At 40.6% G+C, this 22,358-nt stretch carries 27 protein-coding genes; 23 read left to right on the top strand and 4 right to left on the bottom strand.

Going from position 1 to position 22,358, the window contains the following annotated elements; all coding sequences use genetic code 11:
* Nucleotides 1-109: 109 nt before the first annotated feature.
* The 6 genes from AMR95_RS05475 to AMR95_RS05450 all read left to right on the top strand — a co-directional run bounded on the left by AMR95_RS05475 (nucleotide 110) and on the right by AMR95_RS05450 (nucleotide 4,269).
* Nucleotides 110-586 (top strand): flavodoxin, encoded by a 477-nt coding sequence (locus tag AMR95_RS05475; RefSeq protein WP_058837780.1) that lies wholly within the window; start codon nucleotides 110-112, stop codon nucleotides 584-586.
* Entirely contained in the window at nucleotides 576-1,469 is an 894-nt protein-coding gene (locus AMR95_RS05470; RefSeq protein ID WP_034281596.1) for a WD40/YVTN/BNR-like repeat-containing protein, read from the top strand. The genes AMR95_RS05475 and AMR95_RS05470 overlap by 11 nt, the downstream gene beginning before the upstream one ends.
* A gap of 16 nt (nucleotides 1,470-1,485) precedes the next feature.
* Entirely contained in the window at nucleotides 1,486-1,944 is a 459-nt protein-coding gene (locus AMR95_RS05465; RefSeq protein ID WP_039178158.1) for a flavodoxin, read from the top strand.
* Between the two features lie 109 nt (nucleotides 1,945-2,053).
* The gene (gene dapD / locus AMR95_RS05460; RefSeq protein WP_039178160.1) at nucleotides 2,054-2,764 is read left to right on the top strand and encodes a 2,3,4,5-tetrahydropyridine-2,6-dicarboxylate N-acetyltransferase; all 711 of its coding nucleotides are present in this window, start codon (nucleotides 2,054-2,056) and stop codon (nucleotides 2,762-2,764) included.
* A gap of 33 nt (nucleotides 2,765-2,797) precedes the next feature.
* A complete protein-coding gene (locus AMR95_RS05455) occupies nucleotides 2,798-3,976 on the top strand; it encodes an N-acetyldiaminopimelate deacetylase (RefSeq protein WP_058837779.1) in 1,179 nt (392 codons plus the stop codon).
* A gap of 50 nt (nucleotides 3,977-4,026) precedes the next feature.
* Complete coding sequence (locus tag AMR95_RS05450) at nucleotides 4,027-4,269, top strand: YkuS family protein (RefSeq protein ID WP_058837778.1); 243 nt, start codon at nucleotides 4,027-4,029, stop codon at nucleotides 4,267-4,269.
* A 22-nt stretch (nucleotides 4,270-4,291) separates the two neighbouring features.
* On the opposite strand, the gene AMR95_RS05445 is transcribed toward AMR95_RS05450, so the two are convergent.
* The gene (locus AMR95_RS05445; protein WP_024424726.1) at nucleotides 4,292-5,101 is read right to left on the bottom strand and encodes a mechanosensitive ion channel family protein; all 810 of its coding nucleotides are present in this window, start codon (nucleotides 5,099-5,101) and stop codon (nucleotides 4,292-4,294) included.
* A 271-nt stretch (nucleotides 5,102-5,372) separates the two neighbouring features.
* On the opposite strand from AMR95_RS05445, the gene ahpA reads away from it, so the two are divergent.
* The 3 genes from ahpA to rok all read left to right on the top strand — a co-directional run bounded on the left by ahpA (nucleotide 5,373) and on the right by rok (nucleotide 7,499).
* Complete coding sequence (gene ahpA / locus AMR95_RS05440; protein WP_003211758.1) at nucleotides 5,373-5,915, top strand: biofilm-specific peroxidase AhpA; 543 nt, start codon at nucleotides 5,373-5,375, stop codon at nucleotides 5,913-5,915.
* An 82-nt stretch (nucleotides 5,916-5,997) separates the two neighbouring features.
* Nucleotides 5,998-6,456, top strand: a complete 459-nt coding sequence (locus AMR95_RS05435; protein ID WP_024424727.1) for a TlpA family protein disulfide reductase — start codon at nucleotides 5,998-6,000, stop codon at nucleotides 6,454-6,456.
* A gap of 470 nt (nucleotides 6,457-6,926) precedes the next feature.
* On the top strand, nucleotides 6,927-7,499 hold the full coding sequence (rok, locus tag AMR95_RS05430; protein WP_024426871.1) for a transcriptional regulator Rok: 573 nt from the start codon (nucleotides 6,927-6,929) through the stop codon (nucleotides 7,497-7,499).
* 47 nt (nucleotides 7,500-7,546) lie between these two features.
* On the opposite strand, the gene AMR95_RS05425 is transcribed toward rok, so the two are convergent.
* Nucleotides 7,547-8,461, bottom strand: coding sequence for a hypothetical protein (locus AMR95_RS05425; RefSeq protein ID WP_058837777.1), 915 nt, complete (start codon nucleotides 8,459-8,461; stop codon nucleotides 7,547-7,549).
* Between the two features lie 84 nt (nucleotides 8,462-8,545).
* Here AMR95_RS05425 and AMR95_RS05420 point away from each other — a divergent pair, with 84 nt between their 5' ends.
* The 6 genes from AMR95_RS05420 to moaD are packed head-to-tail and all read left to right on the top strand — an operon-like array spanning nucleotide 8,546 to nucleotide 12,682.
* Nucleotides 8,546-9,127 carry a molybdenum cofactor guanylyltransferase gene (locus AMR95_RS05420; RefSeq protein WP_058837776.1) on the top strand — a complete coding sequence of 194 codons (582 nt, stop codon included), beginning with the start codon at nucleotides 8,546-8,548 and terminating at the stop codon, nucleotides 9,125-9,127.
* 31 nt (nucleotides 9,128-9,158) lie between these two features.
* Nucleotides 9,159-10,175, top strand: coding sequence for a ThiF family adenylyltransferase (locus tag AMR95_RS05415; RefSeq protein ID WP_058837775.1), 1,017 nt, complete (start codon nucleotides 9,159-9,161; stop codon nucleotides 10,173-10,175).
* Nucleotides 10,176-10,184: 9 nt separating this feature from the next.
* Nucleotides 10,185-11,462: a molybdopterin molybdotransferase MoeA gene (locus tag AMR95_RS05410; RefSeq protein WP_058837774.1), complete on the top strand. Its 1,278-nt coding sequence runs from the start codon at nucleotides 10,185-10,187 to the stop codon at nucleotides 11,460-11,462.
* Nucleotides 11,444-11,968 (top strand): molybdopterin-guanine dinucleotide biosynthesis protein B, encoded by a 525-nt coding sequence (gene mobB / locus AMR95_RS05405; RefSeq protein WP_058837773.1) that lies wholly within the window; start codon nucleotides 11,444-11,446, stop codon nucleotides 11,966-11,968. Before AMR95_RS05410 ends, mobB begins: the two co-directional genes overlap by 19 nt.
* Nucleotides 11,965-12,456, top strand: a complete 492-nt coding sequence (locus AMR95_RS05400; RefSeq protein WP_058837772.1) for a molybdenum cofactor biosynthesis protein MoaE — start codon at nucleotides 11,965-11,967, stop codon at nucleotides 12,454-12,456. Before mobB ends, AMR95_RS05400 begins: the two co-directional genes overlap by 4 nt.
* Entirely contained in the window at nucleotides 12,449-12,682 is a 234-nt protein-coding gene (moaD, locus tag AMR95_RS05395) for a molybdopterin converting factor subunit 1 (protein ID WP_039178180.1), read from the top strand. Before AMR95_RS05400 ends, moaD begins: the two co-directional genes overlap by 8 nt.
* Nucleotides 12,683-12,729: 47 nt before the next feature.
* Here moaD and AMR95_RS05390 read toward each other — a convergent pair whose 3' ends face one another.
* Nucleotides 12,730-13,107, bottom strand: a complete 378-nt coding sequence (locus AMR95_RS05390) for a Rok-like winged helix domain-containing protein (protein WP_034281609.1) — start codon at nucleotides 13,105-13,107, stop codon at nucleotides 12,730-12,732.
* A 517-nt stretch (nucleotides 13,108-13,624) separates the two neighbouring features.
* Between AMR95_RS05390 and AMR95_RS05385 the strand changes: the two genes are divergently transcribed.
* From AMR95_RS05385 to lepB, 8 genes are all read left to right on the top strand, one after another.
* Nucleotides 13,625-14,251 (top strand): YIP1 family protein, encoded by a 627-nt coding sequence (locus AMR95_RS05385; protein WP_058837771.1) that lies wholly within the window; start codon nucleotides 13,625-13,627, stop codon nucleotides 14,249-14,251.
* A 9-nt stretch (nucleotides 14,252-14,260) separates the two neighbouring features.
* On the top strand, nucleotides 14,261-15,358 hold the full coding sequence (locus tag AMR95_RS05380) for an efflux RND transporter periplasmic adaptor subunit (RefSeq protein WP_058837770.1): 1,098 nt from the start codon (nucleotides 14,261-14,263) through the stop codon (nucleotides 15,356-15,358).
* Nucleotides 15,355-16,056, top strand: coding sequence for an ABC transporter ATP-binding protein (locus AMR95_RS05375; protein ID WP_058837769.1), 702 nt, complete (start codon nucleotides 15,355-15,357; stop codon nucleotides 16,054-16,056). Before AMR95_RS05380 ends, AMR95_RS05375 begins: the two co-directional genes overlap by 4 nt.
* Nucleotides 16,043-17,236 (top strand): ABC transporter permease, encoded by a 1,194-nt coding sequence (locus AMR95_RS05370; protein WP_058837768.1) that lies wholly within the window; start codon nucleotides 16,043-16,045, stop codon nucleotides 17,234-17,236. The genes AMR95_RS05375 and AMR95_RS05370 overlap by 14 nt, the downstream gene beginning before the upstream one ends.
* Before the next feature lie 318 nt (nucleotides 17,237-17,554).
* Nucleotides 17,555-18,310 (top strand): DeoR/GlpR family DNA-binding transcription regulator, encoded by a 756-nt coding sequence (locus AMR95_RS05365; RefSeq protein ID WP_039178192.1) that lies wholly within the window; start codon nucleotides 17,555-17,557, stop codon nucleotides 18,308-18,310.
* The gene (pfkB, locus tag AMR95_RS05360) at nucleotides 18,307-19,218 is read left to right on the top strand and encodes a 1-phosphofructokinase (protein WP_039178195.1); all 912 of its coding nucleotides are present in this window, start codon (nucleotides 18,307-18,309) and stop codon (nucleotides 19,216-19,218) included. Before AMR95_RS05365 ends, pfkB begins: the two co-directional genes overlap by 4 nt.
* A gap of 13 nt (nucleotides 19,219-19,231) precedes the next feature.
* Nucleotides 19,232-21,124: a PTS fructose transporter subunit IIABC gene (locus tag AMR95_RS05355; protein WP_058837767.1), complete on the top strand. Its 1,893-nt coding sequence runs from the start codon at nucleotides 19,232-19,234 to the stop codon at nucleotides 21,122-21,124.
* A gap of 211 nt (nucleotides 21,125-21,335) precedes the next feature.
* Nucleotides 21,336-21,908, top strand: a complete 573-nt coding sequence (gene lepB / locus AMR95_RS05350) for a signal peptidase I (protein ID WP_029706712.1) — start codon at nucleotides 21,336-21,338, stop codon at nucleotides 21,906-21,908.
* Nucleotides 21,909-21,971: 63 nt separating this feature from the next.
* Here the strand turns inward: lepB and AMR95_RS05345 are convergent, their stop codons facing one another.
* Nucleotides 21,972-22,247, bottom strand: a complete 276-nt coding sequence (locus tag AMR95_RS05345) for a hypothetical protein (protein WP_039178200.1) — start codon at nucleotides 22,245-22,247, stop codon at nucleotides 21,972-21,974.
* Nucleotides 22,248-22,358: the final 111 nt, after the last annotated feature.

Below are 22,358 nucleotides of genomic sequence, written 5' to 3'. Positions count from 1 at the left end.
TAGGGAGGTACTTTTTTTTATGAAATCATTTGACAATGAAAATCATTATCATTTAAAGTGTACATATAATAATTGAAAATGATTATCATTTAGATGAGGTGACCGATAGATGAAAGCACTAATTGCATTTGCGAGTATGTCTGGAAATACGGAAGATATGGCAGCGATCTTAAAGCAAACACTTGAAGGAAAAGGGATAGATACAGAGATGATGGAATTTGATGATACGAACGCAGAGGACCTATCCTCATACGCTTACGTATTCATTGGTTCTTATACTTGGGGTGATGGAGATTTGCCATATGAAGCAGAGGATTTTTATGAAGAGGTCTCTACTCTTGAACTTAGTCACATAAAAGCAGCTGTCTTTGGATCGGGTGATTACAGCTATCCAAAGTTTTGCGAGGCTGTCCATACATTCTATGACATGCTGAAATCAACGGGTGCATCTGTTTTTCCTGAAACATTAAAAATGGAGCTTGCACCGGATACAGATGAAGATGTGGCGTGCTGTCAGGAATTTGCTGTGAGCTTTTTAACGTGGGCCGCTTTGTCTGAGAAACGAGTTGAAAATCATGTTTCATAAAGGAGCAACAGCCGTTGCAGCATCTAAAAGTGGTGGATACTTTGTTGCTGTAAAACGTGAAGGTATTTTTCACTATAGTGTGGAGAGCGGATGGCAGCAGCTGTTTAAGCTCAAGCATAAAATTCATGCGATCAGCTATATTGGCCCTTATTTATTCGGTGTCGGTGAAAATGGCACAGTGATTAGATCAGGAGATGAAGGCAATACATGGGCGTTATCTTCATTTCCAACAAACGCAGTCGTCTGGTCTATTACAGGACGTAAAGATGGGTTTGTATGTGCGCATGGAAAACATAGTATCTATGTGTCAAATGATTTCGGAATTTCCTGGGAAATTATGAAGCCATTTGCTCATGTGAATCATCCGCCGGTCATTCGTTCTTTATGTGCTGCAGGTGACCACCTTTATATTGGAACACAGATTCATGAGGTTCACGGAGGAATATGGGTGTATGACTTGCAGAGTGAACAGATTTTTCTTTTAAACAGAGAGGAGCACCGAATGACAGCTTCTATGCTGCTCTGTCATGAACATCTTCTTGTTTGTGCATTAGGTTCAAAAAAAGGCAAAAAAGGATCTGTTCAAATTTTAGATTTACATACAAATATTCTGCATGATATTCAATCACAGGCCTTTGCTAGAGAAGAATCATTTTTAGATGTATCAGAGGATAATGGCATTGTGTATGTGACCACCTCACAAGACGAACACGGATTTTCTAAAGTGTATCAGCTTGATATTGAGCAAAAAGAGCTCAAATGGTTTGATACGATCAAAGGACACGGTTTTCGTGTAGCCAATCAAAACGAAAACTTTTTCTGCGCGGGTTTATATGAAAGTAAGTTTGTCAGGCCGTATGAGGAGCCAGCGTTGATTCATTGATAAGGAGGAAGAAAAAGTGACAGAAAAGGTTTTATTGGTGTATGCCACGATGTCTGGAAATACAGAAGCGATGGCAGATTTAATTGAAAAAGGTATAACGGAAGCAGGAGCCAGCGTGGACCGTCATGAAGCGATGGATATTGATGCGGAGTTGCTTAATGATTACTCGCACATTATGTTAGGTGCGTATACATGGGGAGATGGCGATCTTCCGGATGATTTTATTGATTTATATGAAGAAATGGAAGAGCTTGATTTAACGGGAAAAGCATTTGCAGTATTCGGTTCTGGCGATACATCTTACGAACATTTTTGCGGAGCTGTTGACCTAATCGAAGAAAAAGTGAAGGAGCTTGGCGGTGACATTGTCCTCCCATCAGTTAAAATTGAGCTGAATCCAGAAGGAGAGGAAGAAGACGAATTAATTTCTTTTGGTAAACAATTTGTTCAGCTTCACCAGCAAGAAGCGGGATAATCGGTCCCGCTTGTTTTATTTTCCATTGAGGAGATGACTCTTTCACTTGTCATTAAAACACTCCTTTGGTACAGTAATGAAGTATAAATTAAGAGGAGGACATACATACATGAAACAAATGGACGCTAATGAAATTATTTCATTTATTCAAAATAGTACAAAATCAACACCTGTCAAAGTCTATATTAAAGGTGACTTAGAAGGTATTGAGTTTGGTGAACATGCAAAAACATTCATCACAGGAAACACTGGAGTTGTTTTCGGTGAGTGGAGTGAAATTCAAGAAGTGCTAGCATCAAACAAAGACAAAATTGAAGATGTTGTCGTGGAAAATGACCGCCGCAACTCTGCAATTCCGATGTTAGATTTGAAAAACATTAAAGCCCGTATTGAGCCAGGGGCAATCATCCGTGACCAAGTTGAAATCGGTGATAATGCAGTCATTATGATGGGTGCTTCTATTAATATCGGTTCTGTGATCGGCGAAGGTACGATGATTGACATGAACGTGGTGCTTGGCGGCCGTGCGACAGTAGGTAAGAACTGTCATATCGGTGCTGGATCTGTTCTTGCAGGTGTTATTGAGCCGCCGTCTGCTAAACCAGTTGTGGTAGAAGATGACGTTGTCATCGGTGCGAACGCTGTTGTTCTAGAAGGCGTGACAATTGGTAAAGGTGCAGTAGTAGCTGCTGGTGCAATCGTTGTGAACGATGTAGAGCCTTACACAGTTGTAGCAGGTACACCTGCTAAGAAAATCAAAGACATCGATGAAAAAACAAAAGGTAAGACTGAAATCAAACAAGAACTGCGTCAGCTTTAATCATATAATTCGCAGCTGAAGACAAAGACGTGGATGAGATATCCACGTCTTATTCGTATAGAAGAAAGGAAGCGAGTTCACTTGTTAAATCGTGAGCAATTAATATCCATTCGAAGAGATTTACACCAAATCCCTGAGCTTGGTTTCCAAGAATTTAAAACACAAGCGTATCTTATTCAGCATTTGGACACCTATTCAAAAGATCGAGTTGAGATTGAAACGTGGCGAACTGGGCTTTTTGTAAAAGTGAAAGGGACAAATCCAACGCGCGTATTTGCTTATCGTGCAGATATGGACGGCCTGTCTATACCCGAGGAAACAGGGTATCCATTTGAATCTGTGCATGAAGGGAAGATGCATGCATGTGGACATGACCTTCATATGACCATTGCACTTGGTATCATCGATCATTTCGTTCATGAACCGATTAAAGAAGACGTGTTATTTATCTTCCAGCCGGCAGAAGAAGGTCCAGGCGGTGCCGAACCAATGCTTGCAAGTGATGTTCTCAAAAAATGGACACCAGACTTTATTACAGCGCTGCATATCGCACCTGAATATCCTGTTGGAACAATTGCTACAAAGCCTGGTTTGCTATTTGCCAATACGAGTGAGCTTTTGATTGAGCTTGAAGGAAAAGGCGGACACGCTGCATATCCTCATTTAGCAAATGATATGGTTGTTGCTGCAAGTGCTCTTGTAGGTCAGCTGCAATCGGTGATTTCGCGTAATGTTGATCCGCTTGATAGTGCGGTCATTACAGTGGGCACGATTACCGGCGGAACGGCTCAAAATATTATTGCGCAGCATGCAAAGCTTGACGGTACCATTCGCACACTTTCGCCAGAGTCTATGGACAAGGTGAGAAAGCGGATTGAAGCATTGGCAAAAGGAATTGAAATTGGCTACGAATGCAAAGCAACTGTTCGTTATCCTTCGTCTTATTACGAAGTGGACAATTCAAAGGATTTGACAGAGGAATTTATGTCATATGTAGCCGAAGAAGGGCTTGCGAATGTGATTGAATGCAGAGAAGCCATGACAGGAGAAGATTTTGGCTACATGCTGAAAAAATATCCCGGCTTCATGTTTTGGTTAGGGGTCGATTCAGAATACGGCCTGCATCATGCAAAGCTCCAGCCGGATGAAAACGCGATTGAAACAGCTGTGAATGTCATGACGGCTTATTTTAAAAAGCAAGCTGGTGAATGAATAATCGAGCTGCCTCCTGTACACCTTATGAACAGGAGGTGTTCTTGATTATGACAAAAATTGGTGTAGAACAATCTTTATCCGATGTAGAAGAACTATTGAAGCAAAAAGGGTATGATGTCGTACGTATTCAAAATGAACAGCAAATGGATCAGTGTGACTGTTATGTCGTCACAGGATTAGATTCAAATGTTCTTGGCATTTCAGACACAACAACAAAGGCATCTGTTATTACAGCATCAGGTATGACGGCTGATGAAATTTGCCAAGAAGTAGAACAGCGTGTTCAATAAAACAAGAAAAAGAACCGGTAGATTATGATCCCGGTTCTTTTTGCTCTTTTTCTATATCGAGTACTTCTTTCATTTTTTTGCGCAAGATTCGTTCTACCCGCCATTGCTCCATTGTTTCGGTTTTCGCTATGATGCGCAGCACAAGGGAAGAAGAACCGAACGCCTCCACGCCGACAACTTGAGGACCTTCGATAATTTGAGGAGTTTCCTCCCGCACCTCATCACAGGCAGCTTGAAGGGCTGTGATCATCTGATCCACATTTTCATCCGGAGACAGCTCAATATCAACGAGTGCCTGCATCGTCCCTCTTGAATGATTGCTCACATTCAGTATGCTGCGATTAGGAATAAAATGAAGGGTGCCGTCAAAGCTTCGAAGCTGTGTGGTTCTTAGTCCAATTTGTTCAACAATCCCATCAAAGCCGGCGACCGTTATATATTCTCCTACATCAAATTGTTTTTCCAAAAGTATAAAGAATCCGGTCACAATATCACTCACTAACCCTTGAGCGCCAAAACCGATCGCAAGTCCTACAACGCCTGCACCTGCCAGCAAAGCAGTCGGGTTATAATGAAATAAGTCGAGGATCATCACAACTAGAATAAAAATCAATAAGTAGGCGAAAATATTTAACGTCAGACTTTGAAGCGTCTGTGCTCTTGATAAAGAGACTTCATGCTTTTCAGCGAATGTGGAATAGGCTCGCTTAATCATCTTGTTTCCTATGGCTCTGATGATAAAGTAAATGGCAAAAATGGCGACTAGTTTTAGCAAAATCATACTGCTATTGAGGATAATGGAAACCCAATCTACTTGTTGAAATGCTCTCATGATCTTCAAAACCTTTCTATGTATGCTCTAAAAGAGAAGCTAATCATTTGTTCCCTTATGCAAGTCATGTTAAACTTTTGATAGGTGAAGCAGGAATTGTGACAAATCGTTAATTAAATTTATTATTAATTAATATTGACTAAAAATCGCATAAGTATTATAATTGTAATTGTGAAGTTATTAACTAAATGAGAATTTTAAGTTTTGATTCTCATTTTATATACAGCTAAGAAGACTGTATAAAGATATTATTTTTTGGAGGGATTTACATATGGCAGAGCGTTTCGTAGGAAAACAAGCTCCACGTTTTGAAATGGAAGCAGTACTTGCTAACAAGGAATTTGGTAAAGTAAGTTTAGAGGAAAACATGAAGAATGACAAATGGACAGTTCTTTTCTTCTATCCAATGGATTTCACATTTGTTTGCCCAACTGAAATTACAGCAATGAGCGATCGTTATGACGAGTTCGAAGATTTAGATGCAGAAATCATCGGTGTATCTACTGATACAATCCACACGCATCTTGCTTGGATCAATACAGACCGTAAAGACAATGGTCTAGGTGAATTAAAATACCCGTTAGCTGCTGATACTAACCACACAGTATCTAGAGAATACGGCGTTTTAATTGAAGAAGAAGGAATTGCTCTTCGCGGTTTATTCATCATTAACCCAGAAGGCGAACTTCAATACCAAACAGTATTCCACAACAATATCGGTCGTGATGTAGATGAGACATTACGTGTTCTTCAAGCATTACAAACTGGTGGACTTTGCCCAGCGAACTGGAAACCTGGTCAAAAAACACTTTAATTGATAACTGAAGAAACAGGAGGGTCTAACTGATGTTAGACCTTTTTGTTTCGACACATACAATGGATGGAGGCGCTTCATAATGAAATTACGTCAACCAATGCCAGAACTAACTGGTGCAAAAGAGTGGTTAAATGGAGAAGTAACAAAAGAAGATTTGATTGGTGACAAACCAACATTGATTCATTTCTGGTCAGTCAGCTGTCATCTTTGTAAAGAGGCAATGCCTCAAGTCAATCAATTCCGTGATGAGTACAAGGATCAACTAAACGTTGTAGCAGTTCATATGCCTCGTTCAGAAGATGACCTAGATCTAGAAAAAATCAAAGAAGTTGCGAAAGAGCATGAAATTACGCAGCCAATCTTTGTGGACAGTGATCATCACCTAACAGAAGCCTTTGAAAACGAATATGTACCTGCATATTATGTATTTGATAAAACAGGTGCTTTGCGTCACTTCCAAGCCGGCGGAAGCGGAATGAAAATGCTTGAAAAACGTGTCAATCGAGTGCTTTCTGAGTCTGAAAAGGCTGCAGAATAGGCTTTCCCCCATAAATGGGGGTTTTTTCATGGGCAAAAACAGGCGGCTTATTGCACTGGACGAGTTTATTATTCCTAAGAAAAGAGAAAATGAGGGAGTTTATTAAAAAATATCCCTGAAACAAAAAGGTATAACGACCTATTTACATTTTTGTTTTGAAATGAAATTGTAAAGATTTTAACTTTTTACTATTCAGAACGTTTTTGCACAAAAGAAATTTCAGTTAGGTAAATAACTATATAAATCAAGTAGTATAAGCGTTTATTCAATTTTTTTACAATATTTTAAGGTTTGTCAAAAGCCTATGGTGTCAATGAAATGGGTGCCGATTTTTCCTCCTTGGCAAAATTTTAGTTGAAAATACCTATCTGTTAGCAAACTGTAAAATGATAAAAAAATAGTTGATAAAATTAGTTTTCTAATCTAATATTTACTATAGAATATTTTTTATATGATGAGGGGGAAATCCATTGTTTAATGAGAGGGAAGCGTTACGTTTACGATTGGAACAATTAAACGAGGCAGAAGTAAAGGTCATCCGTGAATATCAAATTGAGCGCGATGCGATTTATGCAAAATTAAGAGAATTAGACCGTCAAGGAACAGGTCTAGTGTCAGATACAAAAAAAGAAGTACGTACAGAAAGAAAGACAGATTCACTGCCTGTATTAGCTGAGCTTGCTGCGCAAGAAATGAGAAGCTACCAGCAGCCGGCACAACCACAATCATCATCTTTAGGAACAGGACAGCTAAACGGTGCACCTGTAGGTATTCCTGAAGGATCGACAAGACGCAGAAGAGGCACAGCTCGTCCTGGCTCAAAGGCAGCGAAGCTTCGTGAAGCTGCGATTAAAACGTTAAAACGTCATAATGCAGCGATTAAAAGCTCAGAGCTTCAAAAAGAGATCGAAAAAGAGAGCGGTCTTGAAATCCCAAATATGACAACGTTTATGCAAAGCTTAATTAAAATGTATCCTGAAGTGAAGAAGCCTTATCGCGGACAGTATATTTTAGAAGGCGACATTCAAACAGAAGACGAATAAATAAAAAAACTGCTGGGCGTCAAGCCAGCAGTTTTTTTATTCGAGAATTACTTCTTTTGATCAACTGTATAGACAATTTTGCGTTCCTTAGGCAGGTGATCACGCTGTTTTTTAAAGCCGTCGATTTTGACTGTCATGACTTCTCCATTACGCTGCACAGCATCGACTTGTTCCTGAAGTGTTTGAACTTGTTCGTTGAGTTTCTTCAAAATCGGTTCGATTTCTTCTGTCGTTTGCAGGATGTCTCGTGAGAATGGCTGTGAATTTGTTTGGGCTGACTGGTCAATATCAGCAAAATGAGATGCGATCCATTCCTCGCTTTCTGCTAACTGTTTTTGATAGCTCGTGAGCGTTTCATAAAAAATCGCTTCTTTTGCTTTTTCAATTTGCAGTAATTTCTCCTGCGTTTCATAAAAACGCTCTTGAAGGTGTCTGACGCCTTCCTGTAATACATGGAGCTCTGCGTTTTTATCGCCCAAATTTTGCTGCAGCTTTTCAATCACTGCGGATAAAGTATTTCCTTTTTTCTCCTCTTTTGCAAGTCGTTTATCTTGATCTTCTATCCGTTCATTTAATTGTTGCGAGATTTCCTTATATTTGACAACTTTCAAATGCAGCCTGTGTTTTTCTTCGGTTTCTTTTCTTCTATGATAGGTTTCCTTTTGCAGCATCTCATGGAGAAGGACCATTTTATGTAACAATTCTGTTTTGCTGTAGGAGAGATCCTGTATTTTTGAGGCAGCATCATGTTGATCATTGGTTATTTCATCCAGTTGTTGTTTTAATTGTGTGTAATCCTTTTTCATCTCATGATATTCTTGAGTTAGCTTCTTATTTTTAGAATACGTATATGAGGACTGTAAATCAGAGATCATTTGTTGATATTTGGCAGTTTCAGCTTTTAAGTATAAATTTTCTTGAGATAGATCATGGAATAGGGGAGAAGCATGGCGCCTGTTCATCGATAGACCCTCCTTATTCATGTTACCAATAAAGTATGCGAAAGGAGTGCGATTAGAACAACCATATCAAAGGAGGATGAGAGGATGCACGTAGTGAATGTGATTTTAGCTGGAGGAGCTTCCAGACGTTTTGGAGAGCCAAAGGCAAGCCATATGTTTCAGGGGAAACCATTATATGAGCATGTGAAAGAGCAGCTTTTAGACGGGCAGACTGTCATCATAAGTCATCCATCGCTTCTTCCTTTTTTCAAAGCAAGAGGTGAACAAAGTGTGTGTTTAGATGATGAAGAGGTGCGCGGATGCGGACCGCTTGCTGGCATATATACAGCGATGCAAAAGCAAGAAGCAGAATGGTATTTAGTGACGGCGTGTGACATGCCTTTCATACGGAAGAAAACGGCGGAAGTATTATCGTCCTATTGCAATGAGCGCGCAGATGCCATTATCCCGCTTGTTCAGGGCAGATTACAGCCTTTATTTGCACTTTATCACCGCCGCTCTCTGCCGTTTATTCGCGCGTGCTTAAAAGAGAATCAATTAGCCATTAAAGATTTGCTTCAAAAGCTTCATGTGCGTATCGTTTCAGAGGAAGAACTGAACGTGACATCAAACGAATTTCGTAATATCAATAAAAGAAGCGATTTACCTGAAAACGGTATGATATGATACATAAAAAAACGGTGAGGAGAGAACAGCATTGAATGACCGATATTCAAGACAAATCTTGTTCCCTCCGGTTGGGGAAAAAGGGCAGCATGCGCTGGCTGAAAGTCATGTGCTGATCGTTGGAGCCGGTGCACTTGGTACCGCTTCTGCGGAAGGGCTTGTCCGGTCTGGCATCGGTACGCTTACGATTGTCGATCGTGATTATGTGGAATTTTCAAATTTACAGCGGCAGCAGCTCTACACGGAACATGATGCAAAGGCACATGTACCAAAAGCAGCTGCGGCACAAAAACGTCTCGAGCAGATCAATCATGAAGTGACCATACACGCTCTGATTGAAGATGCAGGGGCGGAGCTGTTAAGGCCGTTATTCCAGAGAGCAGATATCGTCATTGATGCAACAGATAATTTTGAGACAAGAATGGTGATGAATGACTTATCACTAGAAACGAAGACGCCGTGGATATATGGTGCTTGTGTGAGCAGTCAGGGGATGTATATGACCATATTGCCGGATAAAACGCCATGTTTATCATGTGTGTTCACGGCAATGCCTGTTGGCGGCTTGACGTGTGATACAGCGGGGATTATTTCACCTGCTGTTCAAATGGTTTCTGCTTATCAGCAAACAGAGGCACTAAAATATTTAACAGGGCATGAAGATCAAATCGAGCGGAAATTTGTCACGTTTGATCTTTGGCAGTCCACATCATTTAAAATGGATTTATCTCTAACTAAAGAGAAGAACTGTCCAACTTGCGGCATCGCAAGAACCTATCCTTATTTACATGATCAGCGTAAAAAATCGACGGTCCTTTGCGGACGTGACACCGTTCAAATTGTTTCAAAGGATTTAGCAAAACTCTCATTTCAGCATATGAAAGAGCGGCTCTCATCTATTTGTGAGGTGAAAGTAAACGACTTCTTAATCCATGTACGCTACGAAAATTACCGGATGGTCTGTTTCAAAGGAGGACGTGCATTAATCCATGGAACAAATGATGAAAAAGAAGCCAATTCATTACTAGCGAGACTGCTAGGGATATAGGAGTGAAGTGTGATGGAAAGACGGCAGCCAATACCAGTAGAAGAGGCTATAAAGAAAGTTCACCAATACGAAAAACATGGAGAAATAGAATGGGTCCCTTTAAAGGATAGCCTTGGAAGGTTTATTGCAGAAGATATTTTGGCAGACCATGATGTTCCGGCATTTGATCGTTCTCCGTATGATGGATTTGCGCTTCGGGCAGAAGATACAAAAGAAGCGTCAAGTGCGCATCCAGTTGAATTCGAGGTCATTGATCATATTGGTGCAGGAATGGTCTCAGCAAAAACCATCGGTCCCTTTCAGGCCATCCGTATAATGACAGGGGCAAAAATTCCAAATGGAGCAAATGTCGTCATCATGATCGAGCTGACGAAGACTTTCGAAAAAGACGGCAAATCATTCATGTCACTGAAAAGACCGCTGAAAAAGGGAGACAATATTTCTAGTCAAGGAGAAGAGGTTCTCAAAGGAAACGTGATGGTCAAAAAAGGAACAGCTGTCACTTCTGGCGTCACGGCTCTTTTGGCGACATTTGGATATGCGGTAGTGCCAGTTGTCAAAAAACCGGTGATTGGCATTATTTCAACGGGCACAGAGCTTCTTCAAGTAAGTGATGCCATGGTAGACGGCAAGATTAGAAATAGTAATCTGAGTATGGTCTATGCGCAGGTACTTGAGGCCGGAGCTGATCCGCTAGATTTAGGCGGAGTCTCCGATGATTTTGACAAAAGTTATCATGCAGTAAAAGCAGCCATGAGCAAGGTAGACATTCTGATCACAACAGGCGGCGTGTCAGTGGGTGATTTTGACTTTCTGCCTGCCATTTATGAAAAGCTGGGAGCCAAGGTACTGTTTAATAAAGTAGCCATGAGACCTGGAAGTGTGACGACTGTGGCTGCAATGCCGAATGGTCAATTGCTGTTTGGGCTGTCTGGAAACCCTGCTGCCTGTTTTGTGGGCTTTGAATTATTTGTGAAACCGATCATTTATAAATGGTATATGAAAGAAAATCCGTTTCCCGCTTTTGCTGAGGCGAAACTCACACATGATTTTCCAAAAGCCAATCCGTTTACTCGTTTTGTCAGGGCGGCTCTTCAATTCACTGGGAGTCAGATCAGTGTGACTCCGACAGGTCTTGATAAATCAAGTGCAGTGACCTCTATTGCAGAGGCTGACTGTTTCATCATGCTGCCTGGGGGAACAAGAGGTTTTCAAGCAGGTGATCAAGTTGATGTTCTGCTGTTTCAGCACAAAGGCGGTGGGTCTCCATGCTGGATGACAAATTAAGCATATTACAGGTGGTCGGTTTTCAAAATAGCGGCAAGACCACATTGATTGAAAAGCTCTGTCAGCTGGCCGAACGTGAAGGACTGAAGCTGGGTTGCTTTAAACACCATGGACATGGCGGGACACCAGATCGTCTTTTCAAAGAAAAAGATACTGATCGATATATTCAGGCAGGTGCCTATGCCGCAGGTGTGGAAGGAGAAGGTGAGTTTCACTTTTCGATGCAGGACTTCACGTTAGAACAGCTGCTCAACATGTGTCAGCATCTTCCGTTAGACGCTGTTCTCATAGAGGGGTACAAACAGGCGCCTTATCGCAAAATCGTTTGTGTAAAGAATGAAGAGGAGCTTATTGACCTTTCCGCTCTTTCCAATATACAAGCAGCTATTTATTTTTCTCAAGAAGATCAATTAACCGAAAATTACCCGTTTCCTGTGTTTTCAGCTTTTGATAAGCGCGGGATGACATTTGCTTTTCACTTATTGAAGGGAGGCGGCACGTTTTGAGCGAACTTTTTAAAATAACAAAAACGCCGATTGAGGTAAACGAATTGATTCAGCATGTGACAAGACGAAAGGCAGGGGCGATTACGACGTTTATTGGGACGGTCAGAGAATGGACAAACGGCAAGAAAACATTGCGTTTAACCTACGAAGCATACATACCAATGGCGGAAAGCATGCTAAGGCAGATTGGACAAGAAATCAAGAATCGATGGCCTGACACTGAAGCAGCGATTGTGCACCGGATTGGAACACTTGAGATAACGGATATTGCTGTTGCGATCGCCGTTTCGTCTCCTCATAGGAAGGCTGCCTACGAAGCCAATGAATATGCCATTGAACGAATCAAGGAAATCGTTCCCATTTGGAAAAAAGAATATTGGGAAGACGGAGAGGCCTGGATAGGTGATCAGCTTGAAACGGTTTCATATCCAGAAGGTAAACCTAGCAATCTTCAACTTGCAGAGAAAGAAGGTGATCAGCATGATTAATGTATTATTGTTCGCCGGCCTTGCTGAGAAGGCCGGTAAACAACAAATCATCATTCAAAAAGATCAAACAACGGTTGATGAGATTAAAATAGAATTACAGGAGGTATATGGTGTTGATGCTGCACAAAACGTAATGGTTGCAGTCAACGAAATATATACGAGGGAAAATGCTGAAGTGCGTAGCGGGGACACTGTTGCACTCATTCCTCCTGTAAGTGGTGGATAATAGATATTAGAGGATTTGGTTATGGCCACCCGGCTGTAACCAATTTTTTATGTGTGAAAAGTTTGTAGAGGTACTTGGGTGTGATCTTCGTAAATAAAACATCCCCTTCTTGCTTTAGAAATGTGAGGATCGAGCTGCTGAATGAGATCATACAATTCGCTGATTCGTCTCACATTGAAATCTGTTTGGGCTTGAAGCTGTTCCTTTAATTCTTTTGTGCTCACAATGCTTCCCTTTTTCTCTTTGATAATATCTACACATCTTGCAGCGTAGTATATTTTGTCATTAGAAGGTCTGCTTTCTTTCATATCAAGTAATTTGAGCTCATGATAAATCGATTCTCTTTCCTTTCGAAAGTATTGCCATGCTTCTTGTTCCTTTTCATACAGTAAAATCAATTGCATTTTCAATTTTTCTCTTAACATTCACTTGACTCCATTTCCACTATCATTTAACCTACCTCTATTTTACATTATATGAAAAAATAACTTTTGATCAAGTAAAATCCCTTTATTTTTAATTTTTTAATATGAAAGTATTGATACTAAAGACTTATTTGTTCTGTAAAAGAAACCAATCATAGTCCTATAAAGCCGGGATTTGTCGAAATTAATAGGATTATTTTAACAAAAAATTGTTGTGTCTATCTAAGACCATGCGAATTCAAAAGAAAAGGATATTTATTCCGAAAGACATATTGTTTACTTAATAAAATGTTTTTAGGTCAGTAAAAGCACGATTCTTGGTATGAATATGGTCGGATCATGAGGTCATTTGAAGGGTTTCTTTCGTGAAAATAGAATAATAGATAAAATTTTTTCTCAACGAAAATAAGAAAATCAAATGTTCGATCACTTATTGGCAATCTTTTGATAAAATAGAAAGAAAAAGAGCGTTATTGTGCGTTTGCATACTTGCTTGACATAGAGAGGATGACATTTGATGAAAGAAAACATGGACAAACCTACGATCATTGGAGTGAGTACAAGACCATCAGAGCACCTGAAAAGAGTATGGGAAAATCCAGTTGTTTGGTGGCCTTTATCTTGTGTGCTTATTTTAACAGTCGTTGTGACTTATTTGTCTGAGCTCGTAAATAAGGGAATGTGGGCAGATTTAAGTTTGCCGATACCTGTTGTTTATGTGGTGACACTCATTGGTCTCGTATTTGGGATTGTCATCAATGCGGCTATATATAAGCTCATCGTATTTTTAGCGAAAGGTGATGCATCATTTCGGCAGCTTTTTTCAGCGGTCCTGTTCATTACACCCGTTACGATCATTGGGACAATTATTTCTCATTTGGCAGTCATCCTTTTTCATGTTCCAAAAGACATCACGGTTACCTCGTTAAACGCGCTCATTCGAATTTCTGGTCCATGGCAGGCGGTGTTAGCCAATATCGATCTATTTGTGATCTGGAATCTTGTTTTAACTGGCTTTTTATTCATCCAAGTTGGGCGTATATCACCGAGAATTTCTTGGGTGATTATAGGCGTTTTTTATATCTTATCGTTAATTTTTCAATATGTAGGAACAGCAATTAACATATCAGTAAGCTGGGGGTAGAAGGTTTTTATGAGAAAGAAAATCATCATTGGATCTATTTTAATTATTGTGATTGGACTATTTATTGGATTTAATATTGCGAAAAACCAAGCAAAGCCTGCTTCTACAGCAGCGATTAAAACAGTCAAACTCACGCCAAAAGAAATCACCTCTACCGTGATGACACCGGGGACACTTTCATTCTTTGAAGAGCAGTTCATCTATGAAGAAGAGGAAAAGGGGAAATTGAAGGAAATTGCTGTGAAAGAAGGGGAAAAGGTAAAGGCTGGAACGCCGCTTCTTACATATGAAAATAAGGAACTGGAGCTTGAAGAGCAGCAGCAAGCACTAGCCGTTGAATCAAGTACATTAAACCTGGAACAATTGCAAAATCGGCTGAGTGAATTAGAGGAGAAAAAAGCAGGCGCTAATATCAAAAGCGAGCGAGATCAGCTTCAATTAGAACTGAAAGCGGCTGAATTAGAACAAAAGCAAGCAGAGATCAGCCAAGAAAAAGTAAAGGCTCAAATAGAAGATTTAACCGTACATAGTAAAATTGATGGAACAGTGATTTCCATTGAGCAAGAGGCAGGGGCAGGGGGGGCGGAAGAAAGGCAGCCGATCATTCATATTGGTCATGATAAAAAAATGATCGTGCGGGGTTTGATCTCAGAGTATGATGCCATAAAAATCAAAAAGAAACAAAAAGTGAAGGTAACGTCTGATGTCATTCGCGGGAAGAGCTGGCAAGGAGTCGTGAAAAAAGTAGGCACTGTTCCTGTCCAGACAGCAGTCGAAACAACTTCGAGCGACCAAACGGTTCAATATCCTGTTGAGGTAGAAATAAAGGGAAAGAAACCTGAGGCGAAGCCTGGTTTTAAAATGATCATGGAAATTCAAACAGATAAGCGCCAAGCGCAAACAATTCCTGAAACAGCGGTAAAAAAAGAGACTGATGGACAATACGTTTATGTTGTTGAAAAAAATGAATTGAAAAAAGTAAAAGTGGTCATAGGGGAAACGTCAGGTCATGATCTTGAAGTGACAAAAGGTGTCAAGGCAGAGGATCAAATCATTGCTCATCCAACAGATGACATGTATGACGGAATGGAAGTGAATGCTGAATGATTCAGCTTTCCAACGTGACAAAAAGCTATGAGGTCGCACACGAAACATTTGATGTATTAAGTGATATGAATCTTGTCATTGAAAAAGGCGAGTATATGTCCATTATGGGCCCGTCCGGCTCTGGAAAATCAACATTAATGAATATTATTGGCTGTTTAGACCGCCCAACGACAGGACAATATCATTTTCAAGGTACAGAGCTGTCAGCAGCAAAGGACCAGGAGCTTGCGGTCATTCGAAATCAATCCATTGGATTTGTTTTTCAGCAATTTCATCTGCTGCCAAGGTTAAATGCGAGGCGCAATGTGGAACTGCCGATGATTTACGCTGGGATCAGTCAAAAGGAAAGAAAAGAACGTGCGGAATTGGCACTGGAAAAGGTTGGTTTGGCAGATCGAATGAAACATATGCCAAGTGAGTTGTCAGGAGGACAAAAGCAAAGGGTGGCAATTGCACGTGCGATTGTCAATAAGCCTCAGCTGATTTTAGCAGATGAACCGACTGGTGCTCTCGACTCAAAAACAAGCATCTCAATTATGGAACAGTTTACACAGCTGAATGAGGAAGGGACAACGATTGTGCTTGTCACCCATGAAGAAGAAATAGCTGCGTATACAAATCGGACTGTCGTTGTGAGAGATGGACGGCTTGTTGAAGATAGATGGATACAAGGGGACGCTATGAATGAAACTCTTTGAAAATATCAAAATAGCGCTGAATTCGGTTTTAGCTCATAAATTACGTTCTATTTTAACGATGCTTGGGATTATTATTGGTGTTGGATCAGTCATTGCAGTCGTGGCGATCGGTCAAGGCGGTGAGCAAATGTTAAAAGGATCGATTTCAGGTCCAAACAATACCATTGATATGACATATACGCCTTCTGACGAAGAATTAAATGCAAATCCAAATGCCTTATTCGAAGCATCATTTACTGAGGAAGACATAAAAAGCATTAGGACAATCAACGGGGTGGAGCAGGTCGCCTCCTCGACTGCACAAGGAATGCAGCTGAGGTTTCAAGATACGACAGTTGATGCGACAGTTAACGGTATAAATGAAGGGTATACAAATGTACATTCATTACAAATCGCAGAAGGACAGGATTTAAGAGATATTGATTTTAGAAGCGGCAGAAGAGCTGCTCTTATCTCAGATGGCTTACAAAAAGAACTATTCAACGGACAAAAGGCATTAGGCGAACTGATTTGGATGAACGGACAGCCAGTTGAAGTCATCGGTGTGTTAGCAAAACAGAAAGGGATGTTTTCATTTGATATGAATGAAATCTATGTCCCATTTGCGATGCTCACCTCCACACTTGGTATGAGTGAATATGATAAGTTGTCTATTCAAGTCGCACATGCTGATCAAATGAAGGAAGTAGGAAAGAGCGCGGCTGCCATATTAAATGAAAATCATCATACAGAAGATGCTTACGAAATGATCAATATGGAAGAAATCGCAGAAGGGATTGGTCAAATAACATCCGTTATGACAACGATCATTGGCTCAATAGCCGGGATCTCTTTACTTGTTGGCGGAATCGGTGTGATGAATATTATGCTCGTTTCTGTGACAGAGAGGACAAGAGAAATCGGTATTCGAAAGGCGATGGGCGCAACAAGGGCTCAAATCCTCGTCCAGTTTTTAATTGAGTCTGTCGTTTTAACACTCATCGGCGGGTTGATGGGGATTGCACTTGGTTTAGGCGGAGCTTCGTTAGTATCACTATTTGCCGGCTGGCCGTCTCTTGTATCTTGGCAAGTAGTATGTGGAGGCGTACTGTTTAGTATGCTCATTGGTATTGTTTTTGGGTTAATTCCTGCGAATAAAGCAGCGAGACTAGACCCTATTGAATCGCTCAGGTATGAATAAATCGAAGAGGAAAGAAGCATACAAACAGTTTACATTCGCCTTCATTACCCATCAAAAGCTTTTATGCAAATCGCATAAAAGCTTTTTTTAGTTCCATTGAATGAAATAAAAAATGATAGAAATGCTAATATCATGACTTTCATCTTATTGTCACATATTTTTCAGTTTACAAATGGTACATATAAAGGTAAGATGACCATGGTGAAAGATTTTGATAGTTATTGAATGTATTTGATTGTTTTGTATTGATAATGTTGAAAAAAGCGATTACAATAAAGGTGCGCGCAAAATGAATACGTTTTCAAAAGGGGTGTTCGCATGTTAACACCGGAAAGACATCAACTCATAATCGACAGCTTGGAAGAAAATGATGTCATTAAAATACAGGACTTAACGATGATGACGGATGCGTCTGAATCTACAATTAGAAGAGATTTATCAGCCCTTGAAGAAAAAGGATTTCTTAAAAGGGTTCATGGAGGAGCAGCCAAGATTTCGAGTATTCGCCTTGAACCAGATGTATTTGAGAAATCTGCCAAAAACCTTCAAGAAAAGTCATTGGTAGCAGAGGCGGCGGCATCTCTTTTAAAACAGGGCGACTGTATTTATTTAGATGCTGGTACAACCACACAGCAAATGATTGAATATATCGATCCAGATCAAGATATTGTCGTGGTGACAAACGGTGTGATGCACATTGAAGCCCTCATGAGAAAAGGTATTACCTTTTACTTGATAGGCGGATCAGTGAAACATCGAACAGGAGCCATGGTTGGAGCCGCAGCTTTGACAGCGATGGAGAATTATCGTTTTGACAAAAGCTTTGTTGGGACAAATGGCATTCATCCCGAGGCGGGTTTTACAACACCTGATCCAGAGGAAGCACTCATGAAAAAAAGAGCCATGAAACAGGCGAAAAAAACCTATATCTTATCAGATGCCTCAAAGTTTGGCGAAATATCGTTTTCAACCTTTGCTAGTTTACAGGAAGCCACCATTATCACAAACGACGCAAAAGAAGATTCATTCGATAATTACCATGAAAAAACGGTTATAAAGGTAGTGAAAACATGATTTATACAGTTACTTTAAACCCATCAGTTGATTACATCGTACACGTGGAGGATTTTGCAGTCGGCGGTTTAAATCGTTCAACCTATGATCAAAAATATCCAGGTGGTAAAGGAATCAATGTCTCAAGGCTATTAAAACGTCACGGTGTTGAATCGAAAGCACTTGGATTCATTGGTGGATTTACAGGCAAATATATTCAAAATTTTTTACAGAACGAACAATTACAAACAGCCTTTCACGAGGTGTCAGAAGATACAAGGATCAATGTAAAACTAAAAACAGGTGAAGAGACAGAAATCAACGGACTCGGCCCATCTATTACTGAAGCGCAATTTGAGTCGTTTCTATCTCAATTTTCTTCATTGACTGAAGGAGATGTCGTTGTTTTAGCTGGCAGCATTCCTTCATCATTGCCTCATAACACATATGAGCGTATTGCTGAAGTTTGCCGAGAGCAAGGTGTAAGAGTTGTTCTTGATATTTCTGGCGAAGCGCTAAAAAAAGCAGCAGACATGAAACCGTTCTTAATGAAGCCAAATCATCATGAACTGGGTGAAATGTTTGAGACGAGTATTTCATCAGCAGCAGAAGCCATTCCTTATGGGAAAAAGCTGTTAGAACAAGGTGCTGAACATGTCATCGTCTCCATGGCTGGTGATGGCGCCCTCTTATTCAGTAAAGAAGGAATCTATCAGTCCAATGTTCCAAAAGGAACGCTCGTTAATTCAGTTGGAGCAGGGGATTCAGTCGTTGCAGGGTTTTTAGCCGGCGTTTCAAAAGGCCTTTCAATTGAAGAGTCATTTAAGCTTGGTGTCACTTCAGGAAGCGCTACAGCCTTTTCTGAGGAGCTTGGCACAAAAGAGCTTGTCGACACACTATTACCACAAGTAAAAGTCACACGCATTTAAAGGAGGAGTCATCATGAAAATTACAGAACTACTCACGAAGCATACCATTAAGCTTCAATTAGACAGCCAGCAGAAAGAAGCAGTCATTGAAGAGCTTGTCACTGTTTTAGATACAGCAGGCAAGTTAAATGATAAAGAGGGCTATAAAGAAGCTGTGATTAATCGTGAAAAACAGAGCTCTACTGGTATTGGTGAAGGAATTGCCATCCCGCACGCTAAAACAGCAAGTGTAAAAGAGCCTGCCATTGCATTTGGCCGCTCCACTGCTGGTGTAGATTATGAATCACTGGACGCTCAGCCGAGTCATCTTGTCTTTATGATTGCCGCAACTGAAGGCGCAAACAACACGCACTTAGAGGCACTTTCTCGTTTATCTACACTTCTTATGCGTGAAGAAATTCGAAAGCAGCTTCTTGAAGCGGCGACTGAAGATGAAATCATTGAGATCATCAATACACATGATCAAGATGATGAAGAAGAAGAGGAAGTTCAAGAAGAGCCGGCTGCAGAAGGAAAACCTGCTAAAATTTTAGCGGTAACAGCTTGCCCGACCGGCATTGCACATACATTTATGGCAGCAGATGCTTTGAAAGAAAAAGCAAAAGAAATGGGCGTTGACATTAAAGTTGAAACAAACGGCTCTGGCGGTATTAAACATGCCCTTACAGCAAAAGAAATTGAAGAAGCACCAGCCATCATTGTGGCAGCGGACAAGCAAGTTGAAATGGAACGCTTTAAAGGCAAACATGTCATTGAAGTCCCTGTAACAGCTGGTATTCGCCGTCCGCAGGAATTAATTGAAAAAGCCATCAATCAAGATGCGCCGATTTATAAAGGTTCAGGCGGCAGTTCTTCTAAAGACGAAACTGAATCATCTGGCAAAGGAAGAAGCGGATTTTACAAGCACTTAATGAGTGGTGTAAGTAACATGCTTCCATTTGTTGTCGGAGGCGGTATATTAGTTGCGATTTCATTCTTCTGGGGAATTAATTCAGCAGATCCTAAGGACCCTTCATTTAATTCATTTGCAGCTGTCTTAAAAGGAATTGGCGGCGATAATGCGCTTGCCTTAATCGTTGCGGTATTAGCTGGATTTATTGCCATGAGTATTGCAGATCGTCCAGGTTTTGCGCCAGGTATGGTCGGTGGATTTATGGCGTCAGCAGCAGGTGCAGGGTTCTTAGGTGGACTGATTGCTGGTTTCCTAGCAGGTTACATTGTTGTACTGCTCAAAAAAGTATTCACATTCGTACCGCAGACACTCGACGGGATTAAACCGGTTCTGCTGTATCCATTGTTCGGTATTTTCTTTACAGGCATTATCATGCATTATATTGTCAACACACCAGTGAAAATGGTGATGGACGGATTAACACATTGGCTTGAATCATTAGGTACTGGAAACCTTGTTTTAATGGGTATTATTTTAGCTGGTATGATGGCAATTGATATGGGTGGCCCAATTAACAAAGCGGCTTACACATTTGGTCTTGCAATGATTGCTGCTGGCAACTATGCACCGCATGCTGCAATTATGGCAGGCGGAATGGTTCCACCACTAGGTATTGCACTTGCAACAACGATCTTTAGAAATAAGTTCTCAAAACGTGACCGTGAAGCAGGGATTACATGCTACTTCATGGGAGCAGCCTTCATCACTGAAGGGGCGATCCCATTTGCGGCGGCAGATCCTCTTCGTGTGATTCCTTCAGCTGTTATTGGTGCAGCAGTTGCTGGTGGATTAACGGAATTCTTTAGAGTGACGCTTCCTGCACCGCATGGCGGACTATTTGTTTTCTGGGTAACAAATCATCCAGTTCTTTACATCATCAGCATCTTAATCGGTGCCGTTGTGACAGCGATTTTACTGGGTATTTTGAAAAAACCGGTTCAACAAGAAGCGTAATGCAGAAGAGAAGCATCGTGAAAAACGGTGCTTCTTTTTGTTTAATCATCAGTGAATTAGGAAAAAATATCTAATTAGATGGTTGTCTTGTGAATTTTTAAATGACATATGATAAAGTAAAGTTATTCAATTCACGTTTCAAGTCTTTTAGCAGAAAGTCTTAGGAGGAAGCAGTATTTTGAACGAAGAAAACAAACAAAACGAAAATGACATTCAATCTGATGCGAAGCAAGCCAAAACAGAGAAGAAAAGTTCACTGTTTGAATGGATCAAAGCCATTTTAATTGCACTTGCGCTCGTCTTGCTCATCCGTACATTTATATTTGAACCGTATGTGGTGGAAGGAGAGTCAATGGAACCGACACTTCATGACGGGGAAAAGCTGTTTGTCAACAAAACCATTAACTATCTCGGTGGTGTGAAACGCGGTGACATCGTGATTATTAATGGAAAAGATGGACAGAAGATTCATTATGTCAAACGATTGATCGGCCTTCCAGGTGATACGATTGAAATGAAGGATGATACGCTTTACATTAATGGTAAAAAAGTAGATGAGCCTTATTTAAAAGAGAACAAGGCGCATGCGAAAGAGTATGAAGTGCATTTAACTGGAGATTTTGGTCCAGTGAAAGTACCGAAAAACGATTACTTTGTGATGGGGGACAATAGACTCAATTCCATGGACAGCAGAAATGGACTTGGCCTCATTGAAAAGGATCGGGTTGTCGGGACATCAGAATTTGTTTTCTTCCCGTTTGGCGACATTCGACAGACAAAATAAAAGCACCTTCTCAGAGGCAAGAGAAAGGTGCTTGAACGAGCGACCCTTACAGAAGGGTCGTTTTTAATTTGGCGTGAGCACTGTAACAATGATCACAATGGCTAGTACCGAAGCGAATACAGATCCGGTAATGGCTAATACGGATCGAAACAATCCGATTTTTTTGTTTTCTTTTCCCCGCTTTTGTAAAAAGCGTTTGGAAAAGATGTGGACCAGTGTGTAAATGAGGACAAGCCCAATATAAAGGCCAAAGTCCTTCGCATTAAAGCCTGTTGCAGATAAATAAATGCCCATAAAGAAAATCAATAAACAGTATTCCATCAGTGTGAGTAATCTCAAATCGCCCGAACTCCTTCAATCAATCATTCCCGTTTATTATACCATAATGGACAAAAAGCCTTCGTTCTTAGCGAGAGACGTTTCTATCAAACGTTATTCATGTTATACTTC

It is taken from the genome of Bacillus sp. G1(2015b), from assembly GCF_001482475.1.
In the GTDB taxonomy this organism is placed as follows: domain Bacteria; phylum Bacillota; class Bacilli; order Bacillales; family Bacillaceae; genus Bacillus; species Bacillus safensis.
This window is presented reverse-complemented; position numbering and strand designations above follow the sequence as displayed.

Coding starts and splice junctions, on each gene's coding strand:
- AMR95_RS05475 (WP_058837780.1), top strand. CDS start 110: ATGAAAGCACTAATTGCATTTGCGAGTATGTCTGGAAATACGGAAGAT.
- AMR95_RS05470 (WP_034281596.1), top strand. CDS start 576: ATGTTTCATAAAGGAGCAACAGCCGTTGCAGCATCTAAAAGTGGTGGA.
- dapD (WP_039178160.1), top strand. CDS start 2,054: ATGAAACAAATGGACGCTAATGAAATTATTTCATTTATTCAAAATAGT.
- AMR95_RS05455 (WP_058837779.1), top strand. CDS start 2,798: ATGAGATATCCACGTCTTATTCGTATAGAAGAAAGGAAGCGAGTTCAC.
- AMR95_RS05450 (WP_058837778.1), top strand. CDS start 4,027: ATGACAAAAATTGGTGTAGAACAATCTTTATCCGATGTAGAAGAACTA.
- AMR95_RS05445 (WP_024424726.1), bottom strand. CDS start 5,101: ATGAGAGCATTTCAACAAGTAGATTGGGTTTCCATTATCCTCAATAGC.
- ahpA (WP_003211758.1), top strand. CDS start 5,373: ATGGCAGAGCGTTTCGTAGGAAAACAAGCTCCACGTTTTGAAATGGAA.
- AMR95_RS05435 (WP_024424727.1), top strand. CDS start 5,998: ATGAAATTACGTCAACCAATGCCAGAACTAACTGGTGCAAAAGAGTGG.
- AMR95_RS05425 (WP_058837777.1), bottom strand. CDS start 8,461: ATGAACAGGCGCCATGCTTCTCCCCTATTCCATGATCTATCTCAAGAA.
- AMR95_RS05420 (WP_058837776.1), top strand. CDS start 8,546: ATGCACGTAGTGAATGTGATTTTAGCTGGAGGAGCTTCCAGACGTTTT.
- mobB (WP_058837773.1), top strand. CDS start 11,444: ATGCTGGATGACAAATTAAGCATATTACAGGTGGTCGGTTTTCAAAAT.
- moaD (WP_039178180.1), top strand. CDS start 12,449: ATGATTAATGTATTATTGTTCGCCGGCCTTGCTGAGAAGGCCGGTAAA.
- AMR95_RS05390 (WP_034281609.1), bottom strand. CDS start 13,107: ATGTTAAGAGAAAAATTGAAAATGCAATTGATTTTACTGTATGAAAAG.
- AMR95_RS05385 (WP_058837771.1), top strand. CDS start 13,625: ATGAAAGAAAACATGGACAAACCTACGATCATTGGAGTGAGTACAAGA.
- AMR95_RS05380 (WP_058837770.1), top strand. CDS start 14,261: ATGAGAAAGAAAATCATCATTGGATCTATTTTAATTATTGTGATTGGA.
- AMR95_RS05375 (WP_058837769.1), top strand. CDS start 15,355: ATGATTCAGCTTTCCAACGTGACAAAAAGCTATGAGGTCGCACACGAA.
- AMR95_RS05370 (WP_058837768.1), top strand. CDS start 16,043: ATGAAACTCTTTGAAAATATCAAAATAGCGCTGAATTCGGTTTTAGCT.
- AMR95_RS05365 (WP_039178192.1), top strand. CDS start 17,555: ATGTTAACACCGGAAAGACATCAACTCATAATCGACAGCTTGGAAGAA.
- pfkB (WP_039178195.1), top strand. CDS start 18,307: ATGATTTATACAGTTACTTTAAACCCATCAGTTGATTACATCGTACAC.
- AMR95_RS05355 (WP_058837767.1), top strand. CDS start 19,232: ATGAAAATTACAGAACTACTCACGAAGCATACCATTAAGCTTCAATTA.